The organism is Pseudomonas sp. (assembly GCF_026224925.1).
Lineage (GTDB): Bacteria > Pseudomonadota > Gammaproteobacteria > Pseudomonadales > Pseudomonadaceae > Aquipseudomonas.
Genome location: NZ_JAMFRV010000145.1, coordinates 1 through 4,788, shown reverse-complemented (window position 1 = coordinate 4,788; position 4,788 = coordinate 1). Strand labels below are relative to the sequence as shown.

At 55.3% G+C, this 4,788-nt stretch carries 3 protein-coding genes; 2 read left to right on the top strand and 1 reads right to left on the bottom strand.

The features are described from left to right. On the top strand, positions 1 to 802 hold an 802-nt coding region (locus M0974_RS06270; RefSeq protein WP_297834120.1), incomplete at its 5' end, for a malic enzyme-like NAD(P)-binding protein. 261 nt (positions 803 to 1,063) lie between these two features. On the opposite strand, the gene M0974_RS06265 is transcribed toward M0974_RS06270, so the two are convergent. Then, the gene (locus tag M0974_RS06265) at positions 1,064 to 3,538 is read right to left on the bottom strand and encodes a penicillin-binding protein 1A (protein ID WP_297834119.1); all 2,475 of its coding nucleotides are present in this window, start codon (positions 3,536 to 3,538) and stop codon (positions 1,064 to 1,066) included. Between the two features lie 208 nt (positions 3,539 to 3,746). On the opposite strand from M0974_RS06265, the gene M0974_RS06260 reads away from it, so the two are divergent. Continuing rightward, the coding region (locus M0974_RS06260; RefSeq protein WP_297834117.1) for a pilus assembly protein PilM at positions 3,747 to 4,788 on the top strand (1,042 nt) is incomplete at its 3' end.

Sequence of the window (4,788 nt, the reverse complement as noted above, 5' to 3'; positions counted from 1 at the left end):
GGTGTTCCACGATGACCAGCACGGCACGGCTATCGTCACCGCGGCCGGTATGATCAACGCTCTGGAAATCGTCGGCAAATCCCTGGAAAGCGCGAAAATCGTTTGCCTGGGCGCTGGTGCTGCGGCCATCTCCTGCATGAAGTTGCTGGTGAGCATGGGCGCGAAAATCGAAAACGTATTCATGGTTGACCGTACTGGTGTGATTCACTCGGGTCGTACTGACCTGAACCAGTACAAAGCAGTCTTTGCTCACGCCACTGATAAACGCACACTGACTGACGCGCTGCATGGCGCAGACGTGTTCGTCGGCCTGTCGGGTCCGAACCTGCTGAGCGCTGAAAACCTGAAGTTGATGGCGGCCAATCCGATCGTGTTTGCCTGCTCGAACCCGGACCCGGAAATCTCCCCTGAGTTGGCTCACGCTACTCGTGATGACGTGATCATGGCTACCGGCCGTTCGGACTACCCGAACCAGGTCAACAACGTGTTGGGCTTCCCGTTCATCTTCCGCGGTGCATTGGACGTTCGCGCCAAACGCATCAACGAAGAAATGAAGATCGCTGCGGCAAACGCCTTGCGTGAACTGGCCAAACTGCCGGTTCCTCAAGAAGTCTGCGACGCCTACGGTGGCATCAAGCTGGAATTCGGTCGTGAATACATCATCCCGAAACCAATGGATGCACGCCTGCTGGGTGTGATCTCCGATGCCGTGGCCAAAGCCGCCATCGAGACCGGTGTCGCCACGCTGCCGTATCCAAAGAACTACCCGCTGAAAAGCGTCGATGACGTTTTCAACGGTTAAGTCCTGATCGAGAAACAAAAAAACCTCCAGCGATGGAGGTTTTTTTTTAGCTTCAAGTTGGTATCTACGGAGATAAATATCGACCCCGATTATGCGGCAGACACCTATCCGGTGGGAGCGAACTTGTTCGCGAAGAAAGCAGCGCGGTATGTCAGTCATACCGCGGCGTTGGCTTCCCGAACAAGTTCGGTCCCACAGGGAATGTGTGGTTATCCCCAATCATTTCTTGCAGCTTGAAGCTTACCGCTCGAATCTGCCCCTCTAGAACAAGTCTATCGGCGCTGACTCGTCTGCTGGCAGTGGACTGTTTGGCCCTGTGCCGCTGCCGCCGACTTCATTCACGCTTGGCGGTGTGTCTTCGCTTTTGAACAATTCGAAGTAGGCGTTCGGGGTGCCCGGTGACGCAGCGCGGCCACTGATCGGGTCGACTCGCAAGCTAAGAATGCCTTCCGGTTCAGCCTGAGTATGAGGCGGTTTGTTTTTCAGCGCCGCACCCATGTAATTCATCCAGATTGGCAATGCTACCGTCCCGCCAAACTCCTGACGACCCAAGCTCTCGGGTTGATCGAAGCCAGTCCAGACAGTGGTGATGTAGTCAGCGTTATAGCCCGTGAACCACGCATCTTTCGAGTCGTTGGTTGTCCCGGTCTTGCCCGCAATGTCCGGACGATTCATCGCCAGGGCCCTACGGCCTGTGCCTTTCTTGATTACGTCTTGCAGCATGCTGTTAAGAATGTAGGTGGTGCGGCCATCGACAATGCGTTCGGCAACGGCAGGAACTTGAGGGTCGGTCGGCGCAGGTGTAGTGGTAGACGCAGGTGCAGGTGCAGGTGCGACGCTTGGGCTGTCAGTGACGGCAAAGGTGGCCGTGTTTTCCGGGACTTTGACATCGCCGATTGGATTGGCTGGAACGCTCGGCGGATTAGCCTGGAACAATGTCCCACCGTCGCGGTTCTCGATGCGCTGGATCAGGTACGGGGCAACTTTATAGCCACCGTTGGCGAAGGTGCTCCAGCCCGTGGCAATTTCCATCGGCGTCAGCGTTGCAGTACCCAATGCCAATGACAAGTTGCGCGGCAAGTCCTGCTTGTTAAAACCGAAGCGTGTGATGTAGTTGATCGCGTTCTCGACGCCCAGGCTTTGCAGCACACGGATCGACACCAGGTTGCGAGACTTATACAGCGCTTCGCGCAAGCGGATGGGACCGAGGAACGTGTTGGTGTCATTCTTCGGACGCCAGATCTTGTCGAGGTACTCGTCGACGAACACGATCGGTGCGTCGTTGACCAGGCTCGAAGCGGTAAAGCCATTGTCCAGTGCAGCGCTGTAGATGAATGGCTTGAAGCTGGAGCCTGGCTGGCGCTTGGCCTGCAACGCACGGTTGTAGTTGCTTTGCTCGAAGGCGAAACCACCAACCAGCGCACGAATTGCACCGTTCTGCGGGTCAAGAGATACCAGCGCGCTTTGCACTTGGGGGATCTGGCTGAACTTCAGAGAGTCATTGGATTGACGCTGCACCCGAATCAAATCGCCTACTTGTGCAACTTCTGACGGTTGCGTTGGCACTTTGCCCAAGCTGTTGGTGTTCAGGAAAGGGCGAGCCCATTTCATGGTGTCCCACGCGACGATTTCTTCTTTTTCGCCGTTGCGGGTCAGCACGTGCAAACCGGCTTTATCAACCTGAGTGACGATGGCAGGCTCTAGTCCGCTGATTGGGCGTTGTTTGATCAGTTCCTGGGTCCAGGCTTCTCGGGTCTTGCCAGCCAGACGTGTTTCCGGGCCACGGTAGCCGTGTCGCTGGTCATAAGCGATCAAGCCTTCCTGAACCGCGGTGTTGGCGTCTTCCTGCAAATTGCTCGGCACCGTCGTGGTGACGCGGAATCCTTCTGTATACGCTTCGCTGCCATAACGACCGACCATCTCGGCGCGGGCCATTTCAGCGATGTACGGAGCGTTCACCTCTGGAGTAGGTACGTGGTAGCTGGCGTTGATCGGTTCAGCCAAGGCCGTCTGGTAGGCGTTCTGGTCGATTTTGCCCAGCTTGAACATGCGGCCCAGAATCCAGTCGCGGCGTTCTTTGGCGCGTACCGGGTTGGCCAGCGGGTTGAAGCGTGACGGTGCTTTCGGCAGCCCGGCGATCATCGCCATCTGCGCGATGCTCGCATCACGAATCGATTTGCCGTAGTACACCTGCGAGGCCGCTTCGATACCGTACGCACGGTTGCCTAAATAAATTTTGTTAACGTACAACTCAAGGATTTCGTCCTTGGTCAGTTGGCGCTCAATTTGCAAGGCCAAGAGGATTTCATTGGATTTACGTGAAAAACTTCGTTCACTCGTCAAAAAGAAGTTTTTCGCGACTTGCATAGTGATGGTGCTGCCGCCGGATTGAATATGGCCGCTTTTTACCAGTTGCGAAGCTGCGCGCATCAGGCTGCTGGGGTCTACGCCGTAGTGATTGGCGAAGTTGTCATCTTCTGCTGACAGCAAGGCGTTGATGAAATTGGGCGGAATATCGGCAAAGCGGATCGGTGAGCGGCGCATTTCACCAAATTCGGCGATCAATTTGCCATCACTGCTATAGACCCGAAGTGGGATCTGTAGCTGAATACTGCGCAGCGCGTCAACGGATGGCAGGCCAGGGGTCAGGTAGAGGTAGGCGCCGCTCAGAACGAGCAAGAGCCCGCAAAATACCGCGACGAATGACCACCAGAAAAACTTCAGCAGGCGTATCAAGGCTTTTGGATTTCCAGATAAAAGAATGGGTTAAGCGAAAGCATCAAAAAAATAGGCATGCCTTGAAGCTTGGCTTTACGAAAAAAACGCTGGGCATTATAAGCATTTTTCGTGTCCGAGCGTTATTTGCGCTACTGTTCGGGCAGGTTGCAAAGGCGTTGGGCGCTAAACAATCCGTAAGTGGCGGAAACTCATAGGGAATCGGTTTGTGTTCGAACTCTTCAGTAAGAAGGCCAATACCCTTCTAGGGATCGATATTAGCTCCACCTCGGTAAAACTCCTTGAATTGAGTCGCTCCGGCACGCGCTACAAAGTTGAGTCGTACGCGGTCGAACCGCTTCCAGCCAACGCTGTAGTAGAAAAGAATATTGCCGACCTCGAAGGGGTTGGTCAGGCGTTGTCGCGGCTTCTGATCAAGGCCAAGACCAATGTCAAAAATGTGGCGGTTGCAGTGGCCGGTTCTGCGGTCATCACCAAAACCATCGAGATGGATGCTGGCCTGTCAGACGATGACATGGAAAACCAGCTAAAAATCGAAGCTGACCAATACATCCCCTATCCGCTTGAAGAAGTCGCCATCGATTTTGAAGTACAGGGCTATTCGGCACGCAACCCAGAGCGTGTTGAAGTGTTGCTTGCTGCCTGCCGCAAAGAAAACGTTGAAGTCCGCGAAGCGGCGCTGGCGCTTGCCGGCCTTACGGCGAAGGTGGTTGATGTCGAAGCTTACGCCTTGGAGCGTTCATTCGGTCTGCTCACCGCTCAATTGGGTCACGACCACGAGCAACTGACCGTGGCCGTGGTTGATATTGGCGCCACCATGACCACCCTGAGCGTTCTGCACAGCGGTCGGATCATTTATACCCGTGAACAATTGTTCGGTGGGCGCCAGCTCACCGAGGAAATTCAAAGACGCTACGGTCTGGTGATGGAAGAGGCTGGCCTGGCCAAAAAGCAAGGCGGGTTGCCAGACGACTACGTCACGGAAGTATTGCAGCCGTTCAAGGACGCCGTGGTACAGCAGGTGTCCCGTTCCCTGCAGTTCTTCTTCGCCGCCGGTCAGTACAACACCGTCGACTACATCATGCTGGCGGGCGGTACTGCCTCGATTGCCGGCCTGGATCATTTGATTCAGCAGCGTATCGGCACCCCCACACTAGTCGCCAACCCATTTGCCGATATGGCGCTGAGCAGCAAAGTCAACGCTGGCGCACTGGCCAGTGACGCACCGGCTTTAATGATTGCCTGCGGTC